Origin of the sequence: Imhoffiella purpurea (assembly GCF_000585215.1) — a bacterium.
In the GTDB taxonomy this organism is placed as follows: Bacteria; Pseudomonadota; Gammaproteobacteria; order Chromatiales; family Chromatiaceae; genus Imhoffiella; species Imhoffiella purpurea.
Genome location: NZ_AONC01000079.1, coordinates 20992 through 41686, shown reverse-complemented (window position 1 = coordinate 41686; position 20695 = coordinate 20992). Strand labels below are relative to the sequence as shown.

Below are 20695 nucleotides of genomic sequence, written 5' to 3'. Positions count from 1 at the left end.
CGCGCAGCTGGCGCTGCGCGTCGAGGTCGAAGAGGCATTGGGCGAGGCACGCAACCGGCGCGAATCGCTGGATGCCGAGGTGCGGTCTCTGGAGCAGGAGCGCCAGAAGACGGAGCAGGCGCTGCAGGCCAGTCGCAGCGGGCTCGATGGTCTGCGTCTGGAACGCCAGGAGCGGCTGGTGCGGCGCCGGACCCTGGAGGAACAGCTGGCCGAGGCCGGGACGGTCCCGGCGGCCGTGCTGGAATCACTGGATCCGAATGCCTCGGAACCGGTCTGGCAGGAGGAACTGGTCAGGGTCGGGAATCGGATCCAGCGTCTCGGAGCGATCAACCTGGCGGCGATCGACGAGTTCAAGGAGCAATCTCAGCGCAAAGTCTATCTCGATACCCAGCATGACGACATCTCCCGCTCGCTGGAGACGCTGGAACAGGCCATTCGCAAGATCGACCGCGAGACCCGCACCCGCTTCAGGGAGACCTACGACCGGGTCGATCACGGCTTTCAGCAGCTCTTTCCGCGCCTCTTCGGCGGCGGTCACGCCTATCTGGATCTCACCGACGAAGATCTGCTGGAGACGGGCGTCAGCGTCATGGCGCGTCCCCCCGGCAAGCGCAACTCCAGTATCCATCTGCTCTCGGGCGGGGAGAAGGCCCTGACGGCCGTGGCCCTGGTGTTCGCCATCTTCGAACTCAATCCGGCACCCTTCTGCATGCTGGACGAGGTGGACGCGCCGCTGGACGACGCCAACGTCGGGCGTTTCTGCGAGATGGTGCGGTCCATGTCGGACCGGGTCCAGTTCATCTTCATCAGTCACAACAAGGTGACCATGGAGATCGCCGATCATCTGATCGGCGTGACCATGCACGAGCCCGGAGTCTCTCGCCTGGTCGCGGTCGATGTGGACGAGGCGGTACGGATGGCGGCCGCCTCCTAGTGCCGTCCGGGGCGATACAGTCATGGCGAGCGTTGATATACTCGCCCGACATTCTCCAAACCCATTTGCCAACCAGAATTCAGAATGGATGCCAGCACTATTCGTTTGATCCTGATCGTTGTCGGCGGCCTGCTGATTCTCCTGCTTTATCTGTGGGAGCGTTATCGAGAGAAGCGCGAGCAGGAAGGCGACGAATACGATGATGAGGATGTCACCGGAAGCGCGGGCGACGCCCCCTACGGCGTGCGTGCGGGCAAGCGGGATCCCGAGCTCGGCTTCTATGACGATGACGAGGATTCGCAGCAGAGCGACTGGTCCTATCTGACCCCCAGGTCCGCCAGGGATCGCGACTCCGATGCCTTCGACGAGGGGGCCGACCGCATCGACCAGGACGAGCCGCTGCGTGCCTCGGTCGCGGATTCCAAGACCTATGCGGAACCGGAACCGGAGCCGGAACCCGATCCGGAGCCCGAACGACCGGTGGCCGCGGACTCCGAGCCCGAGCCGCGCGAGTCGGCCGACTCGATCGAGCCCCTGCTGGTGCAGCTGAGCGTCAGCGCGCGTCGTTATCCCTTCAAGGGTCGGGACGTGCTGGAGGTGTCCGAGCGGTGCGGTCTCTATCCGGGAGACATGGACATCTTCCACTGTCTCGACGAATTCGACGACCAGACCCGCATCTATTTCAGCATGGCGAACATGGTGAAGCCCGGCACCTTCCCCCTCGACGCCATGGATACCTTCTCCACTCCGGGTCTGATGCTCTTCGCTCAGCTCGAGGGCCATCCGGAGGACATGACCATCCTCGACGAGATGATCGCCACCGCGCGCAAGCTCGCCCTCGCCCTCAACGGCGACGTGCTCGACGACCGGCGGCGTCCGCTGACGGTCGGCAAGGAGGAGGAGATGCGTCAGGCCGTGCTCGCCAACGAGGTGCGCTGGGCCAAGGTCGCCCTGAGGTGAGCGCGACGTCCGAGGACCGTCGGCGCGCCGAGTCCTTGCGCGAACGCATCCTCTATCACAACCACCGCTACTATGTGCTCGACGATCCGGAGGTTCCGGATGCCGAGTACGATCGTCTGGTCCGCGAGCTCAAACAGCTCGAATCCGAGCATCCGGATCTGGTCACGCCCGACTCGCCGACCCAAAGGGTTGGAGCGGCCCCGCGCCCGGAGTTCCGCGAGGTGCGTCACGCCATTCCCATGATCTCGCTCGACAATGCGATGAGCGACGAGGAACTGGTGGACTTCCATCGCCGCGTCCTGTCCGGACTGCCGGGGTCGGACGATCCGCTCTATGTCGCCGAGCCCAAGCTCGACGGTCTCGCCATCAGTCTGCGCTACGAGGGGGGCGTGCTGGTGCTGGCCGCCACCCGTGGCGACGGGACCCGCGGCGAGGACGTCACCCATACGGCGCGCACCATCCCCAGCATCCCGCTATCCCTGATCGGCGAGGATCGGCCCGAGGTGCTCGAGGTGCGCGGCGAGGTCTACATGACCCGCGCCGGGTTCGAGCGTCTCAACGCCGAGATCCTGCAGCGGGGCGAGCGACCCTTCGCCAATCCGCGCAACGCGGCCGCGGGCAGTCTGCGCCAGCTCGATCCCAGGGTGACCGCCAGGCGTCCGCTGAGATTCTGCTGCTATGGATGGGGCGAGCTGTCGGTGTCGCCCGAGGCGACTCAGCAGGCCATGCTCCAGCGTCTGGCGGCATGGGGCATCCCCATCTCGCGCGAGCTGAAGGTGGTGACGGGGCTGGACGGCTGCCGGGACTATTTCGAAGGGCTGGGACGACGACGCGAGTCGCTGGACTTCGAGATCGATGGGGTCGTATTCAAACTCGACCGGCTGGCGGATCAGGTCCGGCTCGGTGCGACCAGCCATCATCCGCGCTGGGCCATCGCCCGCAAGTTCCCCGCCCAGGAGGAGATGACCCGGGTCGAGGCTGTCGAATTCCAAGTCGGACGGACCGGTGCCGTGACCCCGGTGGCGCGTCTGCAGCCGGTCCAGGTCGGCGGCGTGACCGTCTCGAACGCGACCCTGCACAACATGGACGAGGTGGTGCGCAAGGACGTCCGGATCGGGGATACGGTGGTCGTGCGCCGTGCCGGAGACGTGATCCCGGAGGTGGTGCGTGTCGTCGCCGAGCGCCGTCCGGCGGACGCCCGCCAGGTGATGCTGCCGAGCCACTGTCCCGTTTGCGGATCGGACGTGATTCGTCCCGAGGGCGAGGCCGTCGCCCGCTGCACGGGCGGTCTCTTCTGTCCGGCCCAGCGCAAGGAGTCGCTCAAGCATTTCGCCTCGCGCAAGGCGATGGACATCGACGGGCTGGGCGACAAGCTGATCGAGCAGCTGGTCGATCTCGATTGGATCCACGAGCCGGCGGATCTCTATGGGTTGACCCGGGAGCGCCTGGTGCACCTGGAACGTATGGGCGAGAAATCGGCCGCGAACCTGGTCGCCGCGCTCGAGCGCAGCAAGGAGACCAGCTTCGCCCGCTTCATCCATGCCCTGGGGATCCGCGAGGTTGGGGAGACGACCGCACGGGCACTGGCCGAGCGCTTCGACGGCATCGAGCCGCTGATGCGGGCGCGGGTGGAGGATTTCGTCCAGACCCGAGGGGTCAAGGGGGTCGGTGTCGAGACGGCGAATGCATTGCACGCCTTCCTCGCCGAGCATCCGGACCTCGAGCTCTCGGGCGATCTGACCGAATGGCTCGCCGGGCTCGGTATCCGGGGGCTGACGCGCGCGCGCGCCGAGGCGCTGGCCGAGCGCTTCGGTGATCTGGACGCGTTGCGGGCGGCCGAATTGGAGGATCTCTATCTCAACAGCCGCCGTCTGGTGGAGGGCGTGGGGCCGGTGGTCGCGGCTCACATCGCAGGTTTCTTCGCCCAGGACCACAATCGCGAGGCGATCGGGCGTCTGCTGGCGGCCGGTGTCCGCTGGGACTCGGGTTCGGAGACCCGCGATCAGGCCCCCGCCCAGCCCTTGGAAGGGAAGACCATCGTCATCACCGGCAGCCTCAGCCAACCGCGCGATGCCATCAAGTCGAGGCTGCAGCAATTGGGCGCCAAGGTGACCTCCAGCGTCTCCAGGCAGACCGACTATCTCTTGGCTGGAGAGGATGCAGGCTCCAAGTTGGACAAGGCGCGCGGCCTGGGGGTCGAGATCCTGGACGAGACGGCCCTCTCCGCGCTCATCGACCGGCTTTCCCAGACCAACCCCGGGGTGACGTCATGACCGAACTGACCAAAGAGCAAGAGATCCTGATCGCCATGCGCAAGACGCTGACGTCCATCGTCAGGGACGTCACGCCGCCCCCCGGGATGCGGCATCCCTTGTCCGACGGCACCATCCAGGAGGTTCGGGAATGTCTGGGCATGATCGCGGCGCGCGAGAAGGAGTTGGCCGACGAGCAGGGGAGGGGCGGGGAGCGCCCACGTTACGCGGACGAGCCCCAGACGGTTCAGCTGGTCCCCCTCGACGGGCTCAAGCGGCGCGATAACTGACGCGATGACGGCTGTCGTCGCTCTGACTGGCCGGGAGACCGTGCGAAACGGCCTCCCGGCGGGTCGGATTACTTGTCTTTGGCCTCTTCGCCGTCGATCTCCTTGATCTTGACCACGTCCTCGTTGAGCTCGACCATCGCGTTGTTGCGCAGGTCGGCGATCTTCTCGGCGATCATCTGACGCTTGACGGCGGCGGTCAGGCGCGGCTTGGCCTCCTCGAAGGTCGGCGGCTTGGCCTTGCGGGTCTCCTGCAGATTGATGACGTGCCAGCCGAACTGGGTATGGACCGGCTCCTTCGAGTAGTCGCCCGGCTCCATCTCGGCGACCGCCTCGGCGAAGGGCGCGACCATCTGGCTCGGATCGAACCAGCCCAGTTCGCCGCCGTTCTTGGCGGTGGGGCCGAGCGAGTTCTTCTTGGCCAGTTCCTCGAAATCGTCGCCCTTGTCGAGCTTCTTGATGATCTTCTTGGCCTCGTCCTCTTCCTTCACCAGGATGTGGCGTGCCTTGAACTCGGTGCGGCTGGCCTGCTCCTTGAACTGCTCGTAAGCCTCCTTCAGCCGGTCTTCGCTGGGTTCCATCTCCTCCGCCATCTTGGTCAGGGCCGCATTCGACATGACCTTCATTCGGGCCAGCTGGAGCGCGGCGACCACGCTGCGATCGTCCTCCAGCTTGAGCTTCTCGCCCTGCTGCGAGGCGACGACCAGGCCCATGAATTCGTCGAAGGCCTGCTGCTGGAGCTGAGGCGAATTCTCGGCGCGGGTGCCCTGCATCCGCTCCATGTAGAAGATACGGAAGACGTCGAGCGTATAGGGGGTACCGTTGACGGTGGCGATCAGGGTATCGGGGGAATCGGTATCCTCCGCGAAGCAGGGTGCGGAGGCCAGCAGCGCGAGCGCTACCAGTGAGAAACGGGCAGTTTTCATGACTAGATCGTCCTTATCGGAAAATGACTAATGTATCGGAAAATTACGGGACCCGTGTCCCGGCGCGGGGCCGGGGCATCAGGGGAAGACTTGCCGGAAGGGCTTGACCGAGACCGTCCGGTAGACGCCGGCCGCCACATAGGGATCGGCGGCCGCCCAGGATTCGGCCGCGCTCAGGTCGGAAAATTCCGCGACGACCAGCGAGCCGGTGAAACCGGCATCGCCCGGATCCGGGCTGTCGATGGCCGGGTGCGGTCCGGCGAGTACCAGCCGGCCCGCGTCCTGCAATGCCTGCAGGCGCTCAAGATGGGCCGGGCGCGCCTGTCGGCGGGCGCCGAGGCTGTCCGGGTGATCGACTGCGATGATGGCGTAGAGCACGTCAATCGGTCTCCAGGGTCTGGGGTTCTTCCTTCACGTGGCGGGCCAGGTAGAACGCCTGGGCGATCACGAAGAGGATCGTCATGCCCATCATACCGAAGAGTTTGAAGTTCACCCAGGTCTCCTCGCGTGCCTGGGCGTCGTTGCAGAGTTCCAGCAGATGGCCGCTGTAGCTGGTCGCGCACTTGGTGAGGTCGACGGCGTCCTGCCCGCTGGCGCCGATCAGCGTCTGCTGGGCGGCGAAGAATCCGCTGCCGATGTAGACCACGAAGAGATTGGCCAGGCCGAGGAAGACGAAGAATAGGGTCCAGAGCAGATTGAGGCGCCTCCAGATGGGTGCGGGGATCTCGATGGCGTGTCCCATCATGCGCTGGATCAGCGGGCGTTCGCCGACGAACTGGCTCGCCAAGAAAGCGGTGGCGAACAGCCAGTTGACCAGGGTCGGCTTCCACATCACGAAGATGGGATCCTGGAGCGCGATGGTGAGTCCGCCGAAGACGACCAAGAGCCCCAGGGTCGCCAGATGCATCTTCTCGACCCTTCGATGCCGCCACCAGGACCAGCCGACCTGGACGGCGGAGGCCGCGATGGCGGTCCCGGTGGCCACATAGATGCCGGCCAGCTTGTAGGCGATGAAGAAGAGCAGGATGGGGAAGAAGTCGATCAGGAGTTTCATATTGGTGCCGTGTCCTCCGATGAGCTGGCGAGCTTAAGGTGTGCCGCTGACGAGGTAAAGGGCGGGCCGATCCGCGAGGACGGATGGATGGCGAAGGCGCGCTGCGCACGAACCGGGCGATTTCCGGCGCGGCGGGCAGGCTGTGAAGGTCTCGTTCCCCCTTGTATAGTGATTCGCGCTGCTATGACTCTCTCGAATCCTGGAGGATTTCAGTGGAATTGATTACCGCTTGGGTGAATATCTTGAACGGCATCGTCTGGGGGCCACCGATGTTGGTCCTCATCCTCGGTGTCGGTTTCTTCCTCATGCTGGGTCTGCGGCTGATGCCGCTGATCAAGCTGGGGTACGGTTTTCGCATGCTGTGGCGCGGTCGCGTCAAGCAGGGCGATGGGGACATCCCCTCCTATCAGGCGCTCATGACCGCGCTCTCCGCGACGGTGGGCACGGGCAACATCGCCGGCGTGGCGACCGCCATCTTCCTCGGCGGACCGGGCGCGCTCTTCTGGATGTGGTGCACGGCGCTGGTCGGCATGGCCACCAAATACGCCGAGGCCGTGCTGGCGGTGCACTATCGCGAGGTCGACGGCAAGGGCAGCCATCTCGGCGGCCCCATGTATTACATCAAGCAGGGGCTGGGCAGTAAATGGCTGTGGATGGCCACCGCCTTCGCGGTGTTCGGTCTGTTCGCCGGGTTCGGGATCGGCAACACGGTTCAGGCCAATTCGGTCGCGCATGTCGCCTCCGATACCTTCGGCATTCCCCTGTGGGGCACGGGTGTTGCGATGGCGGTCTTCGCCGGCCTGGTTCTGATCGGCGGCATCAAGCGGATCGGCGAGGTCGCGGGCGCCCTGGTGCCGCTCATGGCGGTCATCTATCTGGTGGGCGGTCTCACGATCCTGGCGATGCATCTCGATCAGATCGGGCCGGCCTTCGACCTTATCTTCACCCATGCCTTCACGCCGATCGCGGCGAGCGGCGGATTCGCCGGCGCGGCCGTGGCGGCGGCCATCCAGTTCGGCGTGGCGCGCGGCGTCTTCTCCAACGAGGCCGGTCTGGGAAGCGCCCCGATCGCCCATGCCGCCGCCCAGACCAGCGATCCGGTCGCCCAGGGCACGGTCGCCATGCTCGGCACCTTCATCGATACCATCGTCATCTGTTCCATCACCGGGCTGGTGATCCTGGTCTCGGGTGTCTGGGATTCGGGGGCGACGGGCGCGGTGCTGTCGAGCAGCGCCTTCGAGACGGCACTGCCCGGCTTCGGCGCCTATATCGTCGCCATCGGACTGATGCTCTTCGCCTATACGACGACGCTCGGCTGGAGCGTTTACGGCGAACGCTGCGCCCAGTATCTCTTCGGCGAGGGCGCCGTTCTGCCGTTCCGGGTGATCTGGGTCCTGGTGCTGCCGCTCGGGGCCATGGCCCAGCTGGATTTCGTCTGGCTGGTGGCGGATACGCTCAACGCGCTCATGGCGCTGCCGAACCTGGTCGCGCTGCTGCTCCTGAGTCCGGTGGTGTTCCGTCTGACGCGGGAATACTTCGCCGCCAAGCCCGCCTGATGCATGCCGGGCCGCCGCGACGGGCGGCGGCCCGGCCGTGCCGGAGGGGCGGGGCGGGCGGTGTCAGGCCGTCTGCGAGCCGCCGAGACAGGGTGGGGATTCGGGCACGCCTCCCTTGGCTTCCCATTCCTCGGGTGTCCAGGTGTGCATGGTCAGTGCGTGGAGTCCTTGGGCGAATTCCTCGTCCAGCAGCTGGTTGACGAGACGGTGGCGCTCGACCATTGCGATTCCCTCGAATGATTCGCTGACCACCAGCAGCTTGAAATGCGACTCCGCATCCGTCGGGACGGCATGCATGTAGCTCTCGTCGACGATGTCCAGATGCACGGGGGCGAACCCCTCCTGCAGCAGTTCCTCGATCCGTTCTTTCCGACTCATGGTGTGACGACCTCCGCTCGGTGTGCCCCCAGGGCATGAAATCGACGCCCGGTTCCGGTCCGCGCCGTCCGATACCCAAGGAATGAGTGCCTTGCCCGGCAACCCGGGCGATCGCCTCATCCGGGGGGATGGATTGTCATGACAGCTCGATGTGCTCCGTCACCAGCATCTGGTGTGCGATTCCGATCAAATCCTCCAGTGGGTCGACCAGCTCCTCGCTGGCGAGCCTGAGCCGGTCCATTCCCTCCGCCCGGCCGTAGAGAACGAGCCGCAGATGCTCGCTGGTGCGCACATGGCATTGTAGATCACTCAGGATATGGGCGAATTCGCTGAAGGTCGGGGTGGTGCCCAGTGCGCGGAACAGATGCGTGAAGGCGTCGAACAGCGGCTGGGTGTCGGCCTCCAGCCCGAACTGATCCGGTCGGTAGATGACCTCGCGCTCCGAGAGCCGGCTGACCCAGACGCGGAAGCTCGCCTTCTGGAGTGCGTGATAGAGCGGATCCTCCGAGATCAGGAACAGCAGCAGGTGGTGCGGATTGGCCTCGTAGCGGCCGTCGCGCACCTCCCAATAGGCGTTGCTGGCCAGACGATGGATGCGGATGTGCTCGCGGAAATCGGCGGCCTGGAGCTGATCCAGGATCAGGACGATGGGGTCGCCTTCGCTCTGGGCGCAGGCCTCGCTGACGATGGTGTCGAGCGGGTCGATCGGCGGCTCCTCGCGCCCCATCTCGTCCTTGCTCGGGGGGAGGATGACGGCCGGAAGCGGGGGCTTGCGGTCGGTGAAGTCGTGATAGAGCACCTGCCCGATGCCCAATGCGTGGGCCAGCGCGGTGGCGAAGGCGGTCTTGCGGCGCTCGCCGTCGCCCTCGACGTTCAGGGTGCGTATCCCCCGGGTCGGGCTTTCGAGCAGGCAGCGAACCTGGAATTCGTAGTCCTCGTTGGATTCGAACCCTTGCTCGGCCATGCGTTCGCGTAGGTTTGACATGCTCGAAGCATAACCCCGGCGACCCGCATGCGCAGCCATTCCTGGATGGAGGGCGTCGCTCTTGCCATCCTCCACCCCGGTCTAGCCTCGTCTCAGCCGGCCGATTCGAGCTGCTTCAGGATCTCCGAATGGCCGCCTTCACGGGCCCAGTCCGCCGCGGTCTTGCCCGAGAAGTCCTTGAGGGTGCGGTCGGGGTGATGGCGAAGCAGGGTCTCCACGGTCCTGGCATGACCCTGCTTGGCGGCCCAGATGAGCGCCGTCCAGCCCTTGGTCGATTCCTGATGATCGATCATGGCGCCGCGCTTCAGCAGCAGATCGACGATATCGGCATGGTTGTTCGAGGCGGCCAGCATCATGGCGGTATAGCCGCCCTTGTCCTGGGCGTCGATCTTGGCGCCGACCGAGATCAGCCGCTGGACCACGGGCATATGGCCATTGAGCGCGGCCTTCATCAGCGGGGTCCAGTTGCAGCTGTCGCGCACATCCGGCTTGCGGTGGCGTGCCAGCAGCTGATCCAGCGCATTGAGGTCGCCGCGCTCGGCGGTATCGAGCATGGCCTGGGTCGTTTCGTCCGGTGGGGCGAAGCTGCCTTGGTCGGACGAGCCGCAGGCATGGAGACAGGTGGCGACGAGGGTGATGAGTACGAGTTTGATGGGTGTGTTCATACGAAACATTCTCGGGGTCGTCACGAAGACCGCCAATGAGAATGCTCAAGATCTCAGTGTGCCGATCGCGAGGTCGCCGCGCTCTCGGTGCTGGGCAACCTTCATTGGTGCCGCTCCGATGGCGCTCCATCTCCACCGAGCGCATGCGGACCCTCTCTCCGGTGGAGAAGTAAGCTGAAGTAGGCGTTCAGCTGCGCACGACCTGATTTCTGCCTTGATTCTTGGCCCGATACAGGGACTCGTCGGCCGCCGCCACGAGCTGTTCGGCGGTGACGCCTTCATGGGGATTCGCCGCGGCGACTCCGAAGGACATGGTCAGACGATCGCTCGTCTCGGAATTTTCGTGTTCGATCGCCAGATCTTCGATGGCCGAACGGATTCTTTCGGCCGTGGTGAGGGCGCCCGCGGTATCGGTATTCGGGAGCAGGATCAAGAATTCTTCACCGCCATAGCGGCCGGCCAGGTCGCTCGGACGATGGAGGCACCGCTCGATGGTTCGTGCGACCTTGATCAGGCATTCGTCACCGCCCTGATGGCCATACTGATCGTTGAACTTCTTGAAATGGTCGATATCGCATAGGATAGCGGCCATGGAGCGGTTCTCCCGAGCGAGTCTTTTCCATTCATGGCGCAGACGCTCATTTAGAAGCCGCCGGTTCGCCAAGCCGGTCAAACCGTCCTTTTTCGCCATTCGTTCCAGTTCGGCATTGGCCTTGCGAAGTGCGTCCGTGCGTTCGGCGACAGCTCGTTCAAGCCGTTCTTTGGTTCGTCGTTCGGTTTCGATCAATTGTTGCTGGAAGAGCGTATTCTGATTTTGCAATAACCGGACCCGGTAGGCCAGCGCGAGCGAGAGCGTCGTGAATTCGGCCAGGGAGCCTGGCATATACAGATAGCGCAAGAGCTGGTTGTAGGGGATCAGGCCCATCAGCAGCAGGGCGAGCACGATGATTCCTGAGAAATAGAGCCCCATGCTCAAGAGGTAGTAGCCGGCGAGGGTGATGTTCTTCATCACCGCATAGATCCCGAGTAGCATGAAGAACAGATAGGCGGGAAACGCGAAGAAGGTAATATAGTGGTAGTAGCGGATATCGATATAGCTCGCAACCCCAAGAGCCGTTGCCGTGCCGGCGATAGCGACCAGTACTTTGTCGATTTTCGGGAGGTTGATCGGGGTTTGGAGGAGCTGTCTGGTGAATAGCGCGAGAAATACGATGACAAGGATGACGACCGGGTTGAGCTGGTAATGCGTGCTTTCGGTCGCGCCCAGGTAGAGGTCGAAGCCGCTATAAATGAAGACCCAGCTGATATAGGACGAGCCGTGCAGTACGTAATACAGATAGAGTTTTTCGCGCAATGCGAAGAATAAGAATAGGTTATAGGCGACTAGCGCGGACGTTGCGCCGAAGTAGAACATGTAGCAGGCTGTCTGCAGGAGTTCCCAGTTCAGAAATGCTTCCGGCTCGTCGCAATGAATGCTGATCGTGATCATTCCGTAGTTGGAATGAAGCTTCAGGTAAATGGTTTTTGTCTCGTTCGGTTCGATGTCGACCGGGAAGATTGGGTTGCGATTGTGGATCGGGCGGTTCTCGATCGGGGTCGAGAGCCCCGCCGACTGGGATCGCCATCCATCTCCCTCTCGATAGTAGATGCTGGCATCCTTCGCGAATGGTTCGTCAAAGCGCAGGATACGGTTGACGGGTTTGTCCGAACTGTTCCTGAGTCGAAAGATGAGCCAATAGTCGACGTTGGGGGATTTGATATATATACGAGAAGGTGTCAGGGTGCCGGCCGGCCCATCACCGCTGACTTGGTCGGACGCAATCTCGCCGATCGTCAGGCTTTCCGACGGATCCATAATGACGTAAACCATGAATCGGTCTGGTGCGATTCCCGCGGTCGACGCCTCATAAGTGGGTATCGGGCTGGTGCTCGAAATGTCCGTGCCGGCAATTCCTGTGCAAGCCATCAGAAACAGGAGGACCGATACGATGGATCGCGCGAAATGCAAAATCGGATTGCCTATTTTCGTTTCGAATATCTGCGCGGGTGGATCGCAGGTGACGTTGGGAAAATGTCGTCCTCGATCGGAATCGTCAATGGCACGAGACCGGTGGAGCGAGGGGCGCACGCGCGTGCGACGCTGCCGGGATGCCTTCGCCGGCCTGAAGACAGGCTGACGGCAAGTCGGGCATTTCTATTTCTGGGGTTCGCTCTGAGGCCGCATCAGCGGCTGCTGGTGCAGTCTCCGTGGCGGCATTCGACGCCGACCTGAGTGCCGTCGGCGCAGAAGACACCGTGTCTCTCCCAATCCGGACCCGAGGCCATGAGCTGGGTCGGGCGATCCGTGAGCTCGCAGCCGCGGCTGATCGCATAATGCTCCGCCGCGTAGGACCAGACGCCGGACGCGCCGGAACGGAGCGGTGCGGCCGAGACGACGCGTCCCGGATCCCGGGTCCCGGCCGGGGGCGCGATACCGTCTCCCTCACGCTGGGCGTCCCATTTGGCCCGCAGCGAGGCGAGGGCGCGCATGAGGTTGTCGCGGTAGCGGTCGGTGACGTCCGTCATGCGCTCCTCGTCCGTTTCCGGCCAATCCACTTCCTGGGCGCGCAGATAGACGCGCACCCCGGTCGATTCCTCACGGAATTCGGCGAAGATGCGCAGCAGCTGTTCGATGGTAAGGATGCCTTGGTCCTCGCTGCCGACCAGCGTCTGCTCGAAGATGGCCTGGGTGGGCGCGACGCTGCGGATCGTCCAGCCGCGGTCCGCCGCGCTCTCGACGGTGAAGCTGCGCGCCTCGCCCAGACTGGCGTCGAACAGCAGCATGTCGGGAGGTGAGAGTGCCAGGACGAGCGCTGCATGCCAGCCCAGGGTCGATAGGAGGATCGCCCGGCATGTCTTGATCCAGCTCCAGCGGGCGATCCGGGAGGGCGTTCGGCGGCGGAGAGAGGCGCATGGCATGGCCTGTTCCGCCGCGTCCCTCATAGCAGACTCTTGCAGATTCCGTCTTGGCATTTCACCAGGAAGCTGTCGCTGCCGGCACAGGGAACCTTGTGCACCTCTCCGTCCCGCCGGGACTCGATCAGCTGCGAGCCGCTGCCTTCGACCTCGCAGCCGTGCTCGCGGGCATAGTCCTCCGCGTTGGCGGCCATGGTCAGGCGGCGAGATCCTCGATTGCTGGATGGCAGCCGCATCATGTCGTTCGACGGCGCTGAATAGCTGTAATCCGGGGGGGGCGTGCCTCGATCCGAGCTGAGGGCCGCCGTTGCATCCACGACCGGCGCGGCACCCGCTGCCGAGCGGCGTGGCTCGGGCGTGGGGCGCGTCGCGGCCGCCGTCTCCGGGCTCGGAGAGGCTTCATAGGTGGTCGGTGGGGGGCTCCCGGCCTCCGTGGCTGCGACGGCCGATGCGGCGGCCCCATCGGGCGTGGCCGCCTCCGACGGCGAGGCGTTGTCCGTCTCTTGCTTGGACTTTCCCTCGTCCCAGGCGCTCTTCCAGCCCGATGCGGGCGGTGCGGCGCGGGCGAGACGCGCGCGGTGCTGCCTCCAGCTGTCGGCGAGCGAGTCGAGCGACTGGTCCAGGACGCCCCTGAAGTCGTCGGTGTAATCGTTTCGTGTCGATTGCGCCGCTCCGCTGACCGGCGAGACCAGCTCGGCCTTGGTGGCGACGGTCACCCCGCCCTGCTGCTCGACGAAATAGGAGGTGACCTCCAGGGTCGCTCCGGGCGGCAACGGCGCGCCAGTCGGCAGTGTCTGACCGTCCGTCGGGCGCTGCAGAATCAGCCGGCTGTCGTCGGATTCCGCGATCGTCCAGCCCTTGCTGCGGGCGGCCCCCATCGCGAGCGATTTCACCTCGGAGCGCGTGGCGCCGGGCAGCGTCTTCTGCGGCAGATCGCCGATCTCCAGCGTTGGCCCCATCGCGGCCTGTCCCGGAGTGGTCCGGGCGCCGGCGCACCCCTGCAGAAGCCAAGTCGTACATGCCATACAGCAGACTGTGGCGAATAAGCGCAGCTTCACCCTTGAGGTCCTCGAACAGTGAATTTGGATTGAGCGGCAGACGTCGTTCGGCGTCGAAAGCGGACGGATTCGGATCGGATGCCGATCCTAGCACAGAGCGGCATTCGCTGAAGCGGCGTTGCGTGACGACTTCGGGGCGTCGCCATCAGACGCATATTTGACAGATAGTTAGCAAGCTAATTATCATGTGTCCAACGCAATCATTTCGGGCTATGTCATTGTGAGTGAAGAAAGGCGGGAGCTGGAGCGTTTGCTGACCAGCGGGATCGTGAGGCTGTCGCGGGTCTATCGCAAAGAGGTCAACCGGCAGCTCGCCAGCTATGGGATTTCGGATGCCCAGGCGGTTCCGGTACTCACTATCGCGCGCTGCGGCGGCGGGATGCGCCAGAACGAACTTGCCGAGGAGATCGGGATCGTCGGACCCTCGCTGGTACGTCTGCTCGATCAGCTCTGCGCCCACGGGCTGGTCGAACGGCGCGACGACGTTAGCGACCGTCGCGCCAAGCGGCTGCATCTGACCTCTGACGGCGAGGCCCTGGCCGCTCGGGTCGAGGAGGCGCTGGCCGAGATACGCGGAAGTCTGCTGTCACCCGCATCCGATGCCGATCTGCAGGTCACGCTGAGGGTGCTGGCCGTCCTGAACGAAGAACTCGCCGCGCGGGCGGAGGATTCCAGGGCCGAGCGCTAGGTGTTCTCGATGCCCAAGATCTCCGCATCCAGTCTGCAGTTCGCCTTCAACACCTTCCTGGCGGCGATTCTCGCGCTCTATCTCGCCATGAGCATCGACCTGCCGCGTCCCTATTGGGCGATGATGACGGTCTATATCGTCAGCCATCCGCTGGCGGCGGCCGTGCGCTCCAAGGCGATCTACCGGTTCCTGGGGACCCTGCTCGGCGCCGTGGGTGCCGTGCTGCTCATCCCCGCCTTGGTGCAGGCGCCCGTGCTGCTCTCCCTGGCCATGTCGCTCTGGGTCGGTATCTGTCTGACGATTTCGGTGATGGACCGCTCGCCGCGCGCCTATGTGCTGATGCTGGCCGGCTACACCATCGCCCTGATCGGCTTTCCGGCGGTGACCGAGCCGACCGGGATCTTCGATGTCGCCGTCAATCGGGTTCAGGAGATCCTGCTCGGCATCGTCTGCGCGACCCTGGTCCACAGCCTGCTGTTCCCGCGCCCGGTCGGCGAGACCTTGCGCGCGCGCATCGGCGGCTGGCTCGGGGAGGCGGACGCCTGGGCGCTCGATCTGCTGCGCCAGGGGGCCGGATCGCCGGTCGAGGATTCCGCGGTCGAGCGGGATCGCGTGCGGCTGGCCGGTGCGGCCAGCGACATCCAGCTGATGGCGGTCCATCTGCCCTTCGATACCTCCAATCTGCGCGAGACCACCGCCGTGGTGAGTCTGCTGCGCGATCGTTTGCTGATCCTGATCCCCGTTCTATCGAGCCTGTCGGACCGGATCGCGGCGATGCGGCGGGTCGACCCGGAACTGGACCCCGAGATCCGGAGCCTGCTCGGCGAACTGGCCGATTGGGTCGAGTCCGGGGCCGGGCTCGCCGCCGCCCGTCCGCTGCTCGCGCGTCTCGAGTCCATGGCCGAGGCGACGGACGCCCATGACTGGCACCGGGCGACCCGTCTCGCGCTGATCGTGCGTCTCGGCGATCTGGTGAAGGCGCTGGGGGAGGGGCATGCGCTGCTGGCGCACCTGCATGCGCCGGACGGACCGCTGCCCCGGCCGCTCGGCGAGCAGGTCGCGGTCGCCGTCGACCGGCCGTTGCACCGCGATCCCGAACTGGCCCTGCTCTCCGGCGCGGCCGCCTTCATCAGCATCATGCTCGTCTGTCTGGTCTGGATCGGATCGGGCTGGGAGGACGGCAAATGGTCCGCGATGACGGCCGCCATCACCTGCTCGCTCTTCGCCGCCATGGACGATCCGGTGCCGGCCATCCGTGCCTTCGGGGTCTATCTGCTGGTCTCCCTGCTGCTCGCCGGTCTCTATCTGTTCGTGGTGATGCCGGCCATCGGCAGCTTCCCCATGCTGGCCCTGGCGCTGGCGCCCATGCTGCTCGGGATCGGGGTCATGATCCCGGATCCCAGGTTCGCCTTTCCGGCGCTCTCGACCATCCTCAACGTCGTCAACATGCTCGTCATTCAGGATCATTCAACGGCCGATTTCGGGCGCTTCCTCAATATCGGCCTGTCCCAGTTCTTCGGGGTCTTCGCCGCGGTCTTCGTCACCCGCTCGCTGCGCTCGATGAGCGCCGAGGTCAGCGCCAGGCGTCTGCTGCGCCAGACCTGGCGTCACCTCGCCCGTCTGGCCAGCGGGCGCGAGGAAGGAACGGCGATGGATTTCGCCTCGCGGATGCTGGATCGTCTCGGTCTGCTGGCGCCCAAGCTGGCGAGCGCCGGGAACACGGATCTCAAGGGCGTCGACATCCTCAGGGAACTGAGGGTGGGCATGGATGTGGCGGCCCTGCGCGGTCTCCGTCTTCCCGAGTCCGCGGCACGCGACCTGGACCATCTGCTCGACGCGGTGGGCGAGCGTTATCGGAGGCTCTGGCTGGATGGCCGGGCCGCGGACGAGGGGTCTCTGCTCGATCGGTTCGATCGGCTGCTGGAGCGCTCGGCACATGGGACCTCGGGGGGGCTCGGCACGCGGGGCGTCAGCGCCCTGGTCGGTCTGAGACGCAATCTGTTCCCGGATGCCTGCAATGCCCCCCTGGTTCATGCGGGAGGTGCCTCATGATCGGCGAGGTCGATGTCTTCGGCGTCTTCCTGAGGTCCGAGCTGGTGACCAGCACTGCCGCCCTGATCCTGACCTTCGGCGTCAACCGGATACTCATCCGGCTCGGGGCCTATCGCCATATCTGGCACCAGGCGCTGTTCGAGGTCGCGCTCTTCGTGATCCTCTGGTTCCTGGTGGTCGAACTCTCATCCTCCTGGATCCTATGACATGACGGAGCGTCGCGTGTTTTCGAAGCAGTTTTTTCTCAAATCGAGTCGCTATCTGGTGACGCTGTCCGTGGTGGCCCTGTCCCTGGTGGCCGGTTACAGGCTATGGGTCCATTACCAGATCGAACCCTGGACGCCGGATGGGCGCGTGCGGGCCGATATCGTCAAGATCGCGCCGGACGTTTCGGGTCTGGTGACCAAGGTCTTCGTCACCAACGATCAGCTGGTCCACTCCGGGCAGCCGCTGTTCCAGGTCGATCCGGATCGCTATGTCCTCGCCCTGCGCCAGGCGGCGGCCGAGATCATGGCGCGACAGGCGGCCCTGGATCAGGCCAGGCGCGACGCGTCGCGTGCCCAGGCGCTCGGCGAGATGGTCTCGAAGGAGGATCGCGAGGAGAGCCGCTCCAAGCAGACCCAGGCCGAGGCGGCCCTGACCCAGGCCCTGGTGGCGCGCGATCTGGCCGTGCTCGATGTGGACCGCACCCTGGTCAAGGCGCCGGTGGACGGCGTGCTGTCCGACCTGGGGCTGCGGATCGGAAACTATGTCACCGCCGGTCGGCCCGTGATGGCGCTGATCGATGCCAATTCCTACCGGGTCGAGGGCTATTTCGAGGAGACCAAGCTGAGCCGCATCTCGATCGGCCAGCCGGCGGAGGTCCGGTTGATGGGCGAGAGCCGTGTCCTGAAGGGACACGTCCAGAGCATCGCCACCGGGATCGAGGATCGGGATCGCGCCGCGAGCGACAACCTGCTCCCCAACGTCAACCCCACCTCCAGCTGGGTACGGCTGGCGCAGCGGGTTCCGGTGCGCATCAGCCTGGATGCGCTGCCGGATCCGATCACTGATCTGGTTGTCGGGCGCACGGCGACGGTGGTGGTGCTGGATGATGCTCAGCGCCCGTGAGTCGCTGGATGCTCCTCATCGGTTGGGCCTGACGCCACCCCTCCTCAGCAGCTTCGCCGCGACCCGATAGATATCGGGGACATTGATGCGTCCATCGGCGCGACGCTCTGCAACGCCGATGCGAATCAGGGCGCGAAGTAGCGCTGTCAGTCGGTCCTCGCCTGACTCGCTGAATTCGATCGGTTCCAGATAGGACTTGCTGGACTCGGACAATGCAGGGACCGTCTCCGCCTCTCGCCAGCGCGTTCGGATGTCGTCCTCCGGGCAAGGGACCCTCAGATCGGCCAAAGGCTCCAAGATCGTTTCGATCCATCTATAGTCCTCCTGGAGGTGCTGAAGACGTAGATCGGATGCGGCCTGTATCCCGGCTTGAATGCCCTTGTGATTGATGACCAGAGGAGAGTCTGCGGGCATGCCGCGATAGTTGGCGGCACTACGCAGCACCTCGAGAAAACTGCGTGGACTCACTCGGCCGAGCCCGTCAGCTAGATGTTTGTAGAGCCAAGTGTAGGTACGTCCCTTGGTTCTACTGGATCCCATGTAGTGCCCTGCCAGCGCGATGAAGATGGCCTCTTGTTTCGATTCCTGGTCCTTGAGTGGGGCGGGGAGTCCCATCCGATCGATATCGCCGAGGTCGACTCCGGTCGTGCGCTGTACGAGGTTCGCGAACGGGAGTTGGGCATCCGGGTCGTTGGCGAGCAGGGTGAAGAGCAGGCCATAGAGATCTCGGCATTCCCAGTTCAGATCGACCCTGGCGCCTTTGCTCAACAGCTTGGATGCGTCGGGAAAGACCACTAACCCTCGATCTTCGGCCTGATCGATTCGCATGAAGATCTTGGGCTTGATGGCGCGATAGGTCTGCATGGCCAAGGCGGTTTGCAAAAGGGCCTTGGTGCGCTCGCGGATGACCTCCCAGTTGTCACCGAGTCGATCCAATGCATCGAAGATGACGAGCACCTGGCGTCCCTGGGACAGGATCGCCTCGTCCGCGCGTCGCGTCATCTCTTGTGCCCGCTCGGCATCTGCATCCACCCAGGCGACCAATCCGTCTCTGCCGCCGAGGCTGGCGGGGATGTCCAGTTCGATGAAGCGCGAGAGGCCACGCAATATCACTGCCCGCCACACCTTGATGGGGGCGTATCCGTCGCGAAGGATCAGCTCGTCCAGTATCTCGCTGTTCGGGGCGCCGCCCGAGCCGGTGTCGACCCCGGCGAAACCCAGTGAGACGTCGCACCGATCCAGTCTCAGTCGGGGATAGCTTCGCGCGACGAATGCGCGTGTGCGTTCGTCGAGCAGGCTCGCCGACCAGAAGCTCTTTCCCGTTCCTCGCCCTCCGATCACCATGACACGCTCGGGGTCTAGGGCAGCTTCATGGCCCGCTGGCGTGTAGATCTGGGTCAGCTCCGGCGGGCGAGTGGCGTCATGGCTCGGTGCCGGAGTCAACCCGGCCAGCGCGGCGCGCAGGATGCGGGGGGCATCGTTCATGACTCAGCTCTCCGGAACGAGCAAAGAGTTGACCCCTTCGAGCAGAGCCCGGTAGGTTCGCTCATAGAGCGCAGGCGTCAATTGCGCGGGCTCGGAGAGCGGGTCGACGTCGAAATAATTCGAATCCCGCAGGACCGGCCAGGCGAAATGGGGCGCCTCCGGATCGTCGATGGATGCCTCTGGGAGGCTCGTCTCCGCAGAGGGGTTTCCATCCTCTCCCGGGAGAGGTATGTCCTGGTAGAGATAGTCCTGAAAGATGCTGTATGCCTGGTCTCTGAATGCCTGCTGTCTGTCGAGATCGGCGGATGCCTTGGCGTGGACGGTGCGCAGGCGATACAGCCAATCGTCTGCCTCGCTGCGCGGGAAGCGGGCGAGGTGGGCCAGCAGATAACGATAGCCGGCGAATGTCTGGGGCGTGTGCTCTCCGAACAGGAGGATTTGGGCTCCAAGGCCGAGGATGGCCGCCGCCGTGCTTTCGTTGAGTCCGGCGCGCGCGTCGATCAGGATCGCGTCGTAGCGCTTGAGATCAGACAGCGCGTCGATCAGACGTCGTGTCTGATCGAGAAAACTCAGGGTTCCGGTGCCTTCTTTCTCTGGCTGCTCGAGATAGGCACGCGCGATCTTGGCGAGGATGTTGGCCGGGTGTCGGTGACCGGTTTTGCCCACTGCTGGTGCGACGTCGATCAGCCCTCGCCCGGCCCCGAAATCGCTCGCGGCGATCATGTCGAGCAGGAAGTCCCGATCAGTCCCGTTGATCGCCTGCTCCACGTACCAGTCGAGCAGGCCGAAACGGGGCAGCGCCTCCTGCGTCAGCAGCATGGTGCCGATTCCAGGGGCTTCTAGGTCCAGGTCGACCACCAGGACCTTGCGGCCGCGTCTTGCCAGATCGGCTGCAACGACGGCGAGCGCGGTCGACCGCCCGACGCCGCCCTTGAGGCTGGCGAAGACGATGCGGGGGGCTGCGGGTGCATTGACCGAGGGCGCGGGGGCTTCGAGCCAGTCCTGACCGACGATGCGCTGCTCCATGACGCGGATCGGGAAACGCCCGCCTGGTGTCGTAACCTCTTCCAGATAGACACGGCCATGACGCGAGAGGGCGGCGACGCCCGGCAACTGGGGCGTGAGAACGACGCCTCCGCTGCGACAATAAGCCGGCAGGCGTTCGGCCAAGGTCTGTTCGGCGTGTCTTGCCGTTTCCTGGGGAAGCTCCGAGTCTGTGATGAAGGCGAGGTGCCCGGATGCATTCCGAAGCACTGTGCCGGCCTTGAGGACGTCCCCGCCAAGCGTGTCCAAAATGAGGGAGGCGAAGACATCGAGACTCTGGTCGAATCGAATGGTTTCCATGGGTGA

20 protein-coding genes are annotated in these 20695 nt (G+C 64.6%); 9 read left to right on the top strand and 11 right to left on the bottom strand.

Going from position 1 to position 20695, the window contains the following annotated elements; genetic code table 11:
• From D779_RS19835 to D779_RS19820, 4 genes are all read left to right on the top strand, one after another.
• A partial coding sequence (locus D779_RS19835) for a coiled-coil domain-containing protein (RefSeq protein ID WP_043757793.1) occupies positions 1-934 on the top strand: 934 nt, incomplete at its 5' end.
• A gap of 84 nt (positions 935-1018) precedes the next feature.
• Complete coding sequence (gene zipA, locus D779_RS19830; protein ID WP_043757790.1) at positions 1019-1894, top strand: cell division protein ZipA; 876 nt, start codon at positions 1019-1021, stop codon at positions 1892-1894.
• Complete coding sequence (ligA, locus tag D779_RS19825; protein WP_043757787.1) at positions 1891-4167, top strand: NAD-dependent DNA ligase LigA; 2277 nt, start codon at positions 1891-1893, stop codon at positions 4165-4167. The genes zipA and ligA overlap by 4 nt, the downstream gene beginning before the upstream one ends.
• A complete protein-coding gene (locus tag D779_RS19820) occupies positions 4164-4436 on the top strand; it encodes a hypothetical protein (protein WP_043757786.1) in 273 nt (90 codons plus the stop codon). The genes ligA and D779_RS19820 overlap by 4 nt, the downstream gene beginning before the upstream one ends.
• A 68-nt stretch (positions 4437-4504) precedes the next feature.
• Here the strand turns inward: D779_RS19820 and D779_RS19815 are convergent, their stop codons facing one another.
• From D779_RS19815 to D779_RS19805, 3 genes are all read right to left on the bottom strand, one after another.
• Complete coding sequence (locus tag D779_RS19815) at positions 4505-5359, bottom strand: peptidylprolyl isomerase (RefSeq protein WP_043757783.1); 855 nt, start codon at positions 5357-5359, stop codon at positions 4505-4507.
• Positions 5360-5437: 78 nt separating this feature from the next.
• Positions 5438-5737, bottom strand: coding sequence for a YciI family protein (locus tag D779_RS19810; protein WP_043757780.1), 300 nt, complete (start codon positions 5735-5737; stop codon positions 5438-5440).
• Between the two features lies 1 nt (position 5738).
• Positions 5739-6413, bottom strand: coding sequence for a septation protein A (locus D779_RS19805; protein WP_043757778.1), 675 nt, complete (start codon positions 6411-6413; stop codon positions 5739-5741).
• Positions 6414-6625: 212 nt separating this feature from the next.
• On the opposite strand from D779_RS19805, the gene D779_RS19800 reads away from it, so the two are divergent.
• Positions 6626-7969 carry an alanine/glycine:cation symporter family protein gene (locus tag D779_RS19800; protein ID WP_043757776.1) on the top strand — a complete coding sequence of 448 codons (1344 nt, stop codon included), beginning with the start codon at positions 6626-6628 and terminating at the stop codon, positions 7967-7969.
• 63 nt (positions 7970-8032) lie between these two features.
• On the opposite strand, the gene D779_RS19795 is transcribed toward D779_RS19800, so the two are convergent.
• The 6 genes from D779_RS19795 to D779_RS19770 form a co-directional block, all read right to left on the bottom strand.
• Entirely contained in the window at positions 8033-8347 is a 315-nt protein-coding gene (locus tag D779_RS19795) for a BolA family protein (RefSeq protein WP_043757774.1), read from the bottom strand.
• A gap of 136 nt (positions 8348-8483) precedes the next feature.
• Positions 8484-9332 (bottom strand): hypothetical protein, encoded by an 849-nt coding sequence (locus tag D779_RS19790; protein ID WP_043757771.1) that lies wholly within the window; start codon positions 9330-9332, stop codon positions 8484-8486.
• 92 nt (positions 9333-9424) lie between these two features.
• Complete coding sequence (locus D779_RS19785; protein ID WP_043757769.1) at positions 9425-9997, bottom strand: ankyrin repeat domain-containing protein; 573 nt, start codon at positions 9995-9997, stop codon at positions 9425-9427.
• A gap of 187 nt (positions 9998-10184) precedes the next feature.
• A complete protein-coding gene (locus D779_RS19780; RefSeq protein ID WP_198295758.1) occupies positions 10185-11867 on the bottom strand; it encodes a sensor domain-containing diguanylate cyclase in 1683 nt (560 codons plus the stop codon).
• Between the two features lie 353 nt (positions 11868-12220).
• Positions 12221-12955: a hypothetical protein gene (locus D779_RS19775; RefSeq protein WP_232424252.1), complete on the bottom strand. Its 735-nt coding sequence runs from the start codon at positions 12953-12955 to the stop codon at positions 12221-12223.
• A 20-nt stretch (positions 12956-12975) separates the two neighbouring features.
• Complete coding sequence (locus D779_RS19770; protein ID WP_043757764.1) at positions 12976-13911, bottom strand: hypothetical protein; 936 nt, start codon at positions 13909-13911, stop codon at positions 12976-12978.
• A 319-nt stretch (positions 13912-14230) separates the two neighbouring features.
• On the opposite strand from D779_RS19770, the gene D779_RS19765 reads away from it, so the two are divergent.
• Genes D779_RS19765 through D779_RS19750 form a run of 4 tightly spaced genes read left to right on the top strand, consistent with a single transcriptional unit; the run spans position 14231 to position 17860 of the window.
• Positions 14231-14698: a MarR family winged helix-turn-helix transcriptional regulator gene (locus D779_RS19765; RefSeq protein WP_052348310.1), complete on the top strand. Its 468-nt coding sequence runs from the start codon at positions 14231-14233 to the stop codon at positions 14696-14698.
• A 9-nt stretch (positions 14699-14707) separates the two neighbouring features.
• Entirely contained in the window at positions 14708-16750 is a 2043-nt protein-coding gene (locus D779_RS19760; RefSeq protein WP_043757809.1) for an FUSC family protein, read from the top strand.
• Positions 16747-16956: a DUF1656 domain-containing protein gene (locus D779_RS19755; protein ID WP_043757762.1), complete on the top strand. Its 210-nt coding sequence runs from the start codon at positions 16747-16749 to the stop codon at positions 16954-16956. The genes D779_RS19760 and D779_RS19755 overlap by 4 nt, the downstream gene beginning before the upstream one ends.
• 16 nt (positions 16957-16972) lie before the next feature.
• A complete protein-coding gene (locus D779_RS19750; protein ID WP_043757806.1) occupies positions 16973-17860 on the top strand; it encodes an efflux RND transporter periplasmic adaptor subunit in 888 nt (295 codons plus the stop codon).
• Between the two features lie 15 nt (positions 17861-17875).
• Here D779_RS19750 and D779_RS19745 read toward each other — a convergent pair whose 3' ends face one another.
• The gene (locus tag D779_RS19745) at positions 17876-19345 is read right to left on the bottom strand and encodes a hypothetical protein (protein WP_043757759.1); all 1470 of its coding nucleotides are present in this window, start codon (positions 19343-19345) and stop codon (positions 17876-17878) included.
• Positions 19346-19348: 3 nt separating this feature from the next.
• Positions 19349-20689, bottom strand: coding sequence for a ParA family protein (locus D779_RS21355; protein ID WP_052348307.1), 1341 nt, complete (start codon positions 20687-20689; stop codon positions 19349-19351).
• Positions 20690-20695 lie beyond the last annotated feature (6 nt).